5 protein-coding genes are annotated in these 5812 nt (G+C 28.3%); all 5 read left to right on the forward strand.

Annotation, left to right across the window (positions count from 1 at the left end):
* Positions 1 to 93, forward strand: a 93-nt coding sequence (locus UC75_RS19360; protein WP_228137188.1) for a hypothetical protein, incomplete at its 5' end; no start/stop codon positions are given.
* Positions 80 to 685, forward strand: coding sequence for a DapH/DapD/GlmU-related protein (locus tag UC75_RS00115; protein WP_022574860.1), 606 nt, complete (start codon positions 80 to 82; stop codon positions 683 to 685). The genes UC75_RS19360 and UC75_RS00115, both read left to right, overlap by 14 nt.
* Positions 686 to 762: 77 nt before the next feature.
* The gene (locus tag UC75_RS00120; RefSeq protein ID WP_001171041.1) at positions 763 to 1146 is read left to right on the forward strand and encodes a PaaI family thioesterase; all 384 of its coding nucleotides are present in this window, start codon (positions 763 to 765) and stop codon (positions 1144 to 1146) included.
* Between the two features lie 418 nt (positions 1147 to 1564).
* Positions 1565 to 3520, forward strand: coding sequence for an ATP-dependent nuclease (locus tag UC75_RS00125; RefSeq protein WP_049836279.1), 1956 nt, complete (start codon positions 1565 to 1567; stop codon positions 3518 to 3520).
* Positions 3505 to 5598 carry a UvrD-helicase domain-containing protein gene (locus tag UC75_RS00130; RefSeq protein ID WP_049836280.1) on the forward strand — a complete coding sequence of 698 codons (2094 nt, stop codon included), beginning with the start codon at positions 3505 to 3507 and terminating at the stop codon, positions 5596 to 5598. The genes UC75_RS00125 and UC75_RS00130 overlap by 16 nt, the downstream gene beginning before the upstream one ends.
* Positions 5599 to 5812 lie beyond the last annotated feature (214 nt).

Raw genomic sequence — 5812 nt, forward strand, 5'->3', positions numbered from 1 at the left:
GAAGGACCAATGCCAAATGCCACAGCACATTATTGGCGCCGTTTCGGAGGTTTGGTGGCGACAAATGAGAGGTTAAATCATGCCTTGTTATAGTATTGATGGTGTTATTCCAGTCGTTAGCCCAGAGGCTTTTGTGCACCCAACTGCTGTTTTAATTGGTGATGTGATTATTGAAGCAGGCGTATATGTAGGGCCATTTGCTTCACTGCGTGCCGATTTTGGTCGTATTCACATTAAGCAAAATGCCAATATACAAGATAGCTGCACCGTACATGGTTTTCCGCAAAGCGTGACTTTAGTTGAGGAAATGGGGCACATTGGGCATGGCACAACTTTACATGGTTGCCGCATTGGCAAAAATGTTTTGGTCGGCATGAACAGCGTAATTTTGGACTATGCCGAAATTGGTGAAAACACCATTATTGGCGCAAATAGTTTGGTCAAAACCAAAGACATTATTCCGGCAAATGTATTGGCAATGGGTAGTCCTGCCAAGGTTGCACGTGATTTATCAGAACAAGAAAAAAAGTGGAAAACTAGAGGCACGCAAGAATACATTGAACTTGCACAGCGCTGCTTAAACTCAATGCAAGAGGTTCAGCCTTTAAGCTCAGAGTTAGATGACCGCCTGACCTATAAGGACTTTAGTTCTTCAAACTATCAGATTAAACAAGATAGTGTTTAACGGCTTTTAATTAGTCGATTTCAATACACATGGGTTTATAACACTTAGGGAATACTCGCACGAGTAGGGAGACGTTTGTGCAAAAAATGGAAACCACTGCGGTTGATCAATTCGCAGAGCTATTGGGTGTTCAAGTGCTGCATCGCAGTTTTGATGAAGCGCGTTGTCAGCTTAATGTGAAAGATGAACACATGAATGCCTTGGGTGGCGTGCATGGTGGTGTCATATTTTCTTTAGCCGATATCGCTTTTGCGATGGCTTGTAATGCAGGGGATGCGCCATATACTGGCTTACAGGCGGATATTCGCTATATGAGCGGTGCTAAAGATAGGGTGTTATTTGCAACGGCAACTAAGGTTGGAAGTAGTAAAAAATTTGCACATTATGAAGTTGTGATAACAGATGGTTTGAATAATAGAGTCGCTTTGTTTACATCTACCTGTTACAGGCTTGCGCCGTGATATATGGTTAGTTTTGAACACAGAATGCTTGTGCGCATTTTCCCTTAAAGCAATCAAAGCAGATGAAAGGGTAGTTTTTTCATTAATAATTGTTTCTTTCAATAGCTTTAAATATTACATAGAACTCTGACTAAAGTTAGTATTGTAACTGTTATATAAAATAGATAGCCAAATTGAGAAAATCTCTTATCATTAAACTTTTTTAATTTACTATACTTACTGAAAAAGTATAAAAAAGACAGTAAAAAGTATAGAGAATTTTTGAACTAGTAAGTAAGCAATTTTTATTAAAAAAACTTAATAATTTAAAAACAGTAGCTTGAAATAATTTAGACAATATTATAATTTAATCAATGTTAATTCTTGTAAAGAAATAAAACAACCAAAACTAACTTAAAAGTCTTTAACGGTAAATGTAATGCATATATGTTCACTAAAAGTAAAAAATTTTAGAGCTATTGAAGATGCTGAATTAAGGCTAGATCCTAATCATAAACAGGACTTAACTTTAATTGTTGGAAAAAATAATAGTGGAAAAACTTCATTTATTATGATTTTTGATAAATTTTTCAAGAAAGATGATAATTTTAATTTTCATGATTTTTCGACACATCTAAGAGAAAAAATTTATCAAATTGAGAGTACGAGTATTAGTGATGTCACAATCGGTTTGTTTTTAGATATATCATATACTGAAGATGATAATCTTGAATACTTGTCTGAATTTATTGTTGATTTAAATTCTGTTAATAATACAGTAAAATTATATTTTGAGTGTTCAATTGATGAGGATAGATTAAGAAAGGATCTTATAAATATTGATCAAAAACACAAAAAAAGATTTATTGAGAAAAATATTACTTCATATCTAGTGAAAAGCTTATATGTATATGAAAATGAAGATGATTTAAAAAATACTAATAAACAAAAATTAATTAAAAAAGAAGTTGGAGAAGTGAGTAATTTAATTAATTATCAAGTTATTCATGCAAAAAGAAACTTAGCAAGTTCTGAATCCAAAGAAAAATCTAGTCTACCATTATCAAAGTTAAGTACTGAATATTTTAATAAAGAAAATATATTCAGTGAAAAAGACTTTATTGAGATTAATAACGCAATATTAGAAATGGATGAAAATTTAAATAATTTATATGATACTCATTTTGAAGGTTTTTTTGAAAATGTAAAAGAATTTTTGGGAAGTACGGCTTTAAAAGTATTATCTAACTTAGAGTCTAGACAAATAATGTCTAATAGTTCAAAAGTGGTACAAATAGATAATAAGGAAAATTTTTTACCTGAATCATTAAACGGACTTGGAAATTTAAATATTTTATATTTATTATTACAAATTGATTTAAAGAAACGTTTTTTTATTCAAGAAAATAGAAGTATTAATTTGTTTTTTATTGAGGAGCCAGAAGCTCATACACATCCGCAAATGCAATATGTTTTTTCAAAAAAAATTAAAAAAATTATTGCTAAGATTCCTAATTTGCAAACTTTTATTTCAACTCATTCCTCGCATATTGTGTCACAATGCAATTTTGAGGATATAAGATATTTTCACAATAAGAACGGAAGTGTGAAAATAAAAAATTTCTACTTAGAGTTAGAGGAAAAATATAAATTTCAAACGGACTTTTTTAAATTCTTAAAACAATATATTACGCTCTATTCTGCTGAATTGTTTTTTGCAGAAAAAGTTATATTTATAGAAGGGGTTTCAGAGAAAATACTACTTCCTTATTTTATAAAAAATTTTGATGAAAGTAATAAGGAGAAAGAAGGCTATATTCCAATAACTTCTCAAAATATTACATATATTGAAGCTGGAGCAAATGCTAAAGCTTTTCAGCATTTATTAGAATTTTTTGAGATAAAATCACTTATTCTTACTGATATTGATTCTGTTAGTGGAGTAAATGGAAATGCTTGTTCAGTTGAATTGGGAACATCGAGCAGCAATGCAACAATTAATCACTATTTAAGTTATGATGAAAATAATCCAGATTGGTTTGAACTTTTAAAAAATAGAAGTATTAAAATTGATAATGAAAATATAAATGTATTCTATCAAACAGAAGAAAATGGCTATCATGCGAGAAGTTTTGAAGATTCATTTATAGCTATTAATTATAAGCTTGTAAGGAAGTATAAAGAAAATATATCAGGATTAAAAAATAAAGAAAAAATCATTGATAAAGCTGAAAATTTTTATGATCTTACGAACAATATTATAAAAAGTAAATCAGAGTTTGCATCTTCAATTTTATTTCTAGCTTTGGTCAATAGTGATAAAAAGGATGATGAAAGAATTGAATGGAAAACTCCTAAATATATTTATGAGGCATTAGAATGGATCAATCAATAAAAGCAATTGAAAACGTTAAAGAGATTATCGTAAATAATCAGTTTAAAGAGGATAGTTTTAGAAATTTTGTATTGCAAGGTGGGGCAGGTAGTGGTAAGACAGAATCACTTAAGGAAATTATTGAATTTATTTCTAATAATTATCCAAATCAAAAGATTGCTTGTATTACGCACACAAATATTGCTGTTGATGAAATTAAGTCACGTATTAATAATGATAAACTCTGGGTTTCTACAATACATTCTTTTTTGAACGTACAAATAAAAAATTTTCAAAAGAACCTACAGGAAGTTTTACCTAATATTTTTTTTATAGATAGTAGTGATATCAATGATCATGATGACTATAAGAAGAGGTATGAAAAATTATCAAAATTAAATTATAAACTTAAGAATAAAAAAATGGATAAAGTAGTGGGTAAAAGAGATTATGATAGAAATCCGAGTGATTATAATAATTTTTTATTAGATGAAATAAAGCAGATAAATTTTTTTATTAAGGAGGAAATTTCATTAAAAGATTTTAGAGATATAAAGTATAATGAAACTGTATTTGATTCAATTAGTGAGGGCACTTTCTCTCATGATTCACTGATTAAGATTTCATTTTTACTTGCCGAAAAATATAATTTATTTTCAAAGATTGTAAGTGATAAATTTGATTATATTTTTATTGATGAATACCAAGATACTGATAAAGTTTTAGTTGATTTATTATTGAAAAAAATTGCAACAAATAAGAAAACCACTATAGGTTTTTTTGGCGATTCAATGCAAGGTATTTATGATGGTATAGGTAGCCTTGATGATTATATTAGAGATTTTAATCTAATTTATATACCTAAAGATGATAATTATAGATGTTCACAGCAAGTAATCGATTTTTTGAATGTAATTAGGAATGATGATATTAAACAAAAAGTTGCACTTAAAAAGGATGAAAATTTAGATTCACGACAAGGATCTATTAAGATATATGTTAATAAAATTCAAAAAGTTAAGTCTAATAGTCGTCAAGAAGATAAAGAAAAATATATTGCTTTAATAAATGATGCAATAAAAAGAGTAAAGGAGAAAAATGATATTTTAAATCTTAACATCTTACAATTAACAAATAAATCCATAGCATCGGAATTAAAATTTTCAAAATTATTTAAAGTGTTTGAAGATAGATATCCTAACTTGGAGCAGGCTCAGATAGAATCTAACTTGAAAAAAATACAAATTAAAGATGTAATTGATTTAATTGTTTTGTATAAAAATAATAGACATAATGATTTAATATTAAAGCTTAAGAAAAATAATTTAAAAATAAAAAAATTAGATGATAAAAATAATATTATTGCGCTATTAGGTTATATTTGTGATAATGAGTTAGGCTTAAATGAAGCTATCGATTATTGTTATGAAAATAAATTACTTATAAAGTCGCCACAAAGAATCGACTTTGAAAGTCAATCAAAGCATCATTTTGAACAATGTGATTCCGATGCTGTATTTAAAGAATTAAAAATTCTTTTAGAAAGAGATAACCTAAATACTTATAATAGAGCTAAGCAACATTGCACATATGATATCGATCAATATGATTATGATGATTTTATGAGTTCTTATAGAAAGATTAAATTTAGTGATTCACTGTTATCAAATGACTTACTTCTGAGTGAGGTTTTAAATTATTTTAATTATATTGACGAAAATTCAAATTCAGATGAAAAATATTTAACAATGCATAAAACAAAAGGGACAGGTATTGAAAACGTTTTTGTTGTATTAGAAGAATTTTTCTGGAGTAATTATTCATTTAGAAGTATATATGATCCTAGTTACTCTAATTTTAAAGTTAAAGAAAAATCTGAGAAGTTATTTTATGTCGCATGTTCTCGTACGATAAAAAATCTAATGATTTTAATAAACTATGAAACGAATAATGAGTTGGAATTGATACGAGAGAAATTTAGAGGTTTTGAAATTACTGAATTAAATAGCAGTGATAGTAATCTATTGATTACTAATTCAGATGTCGAAAACTTTACTTTACCTGCTGTCATAGAAAGTAATATACAAGTAAATATCTAATAAGAACCCTGTTAATGTATTAATTAATAGGGCATATTTTATAGATGCGATCTTTCTAGCTTTCACCCTGACTTCAACCCACACTTAACAATAACTCCCTCATTATTTAGCCTTACTTTTTTAATGATTTAATTTAAAACAAATGGCATTTTGCGTGCTTGACTGCAATAGGGTTGAGCACTATTCTTTGCCTGCTGGCCTACATTGCCAGACG

Origin of the sequence: Acinetobacter sp. V2, from assembly GCF_001188385.1 — a bacterium.
GTDB lineage: Bacteria > Pseudomonadota > Gammaproteobacteria > Pseudomonadales > Moraxellaceae > Acinetobacter > Acinetobacter oleivorans.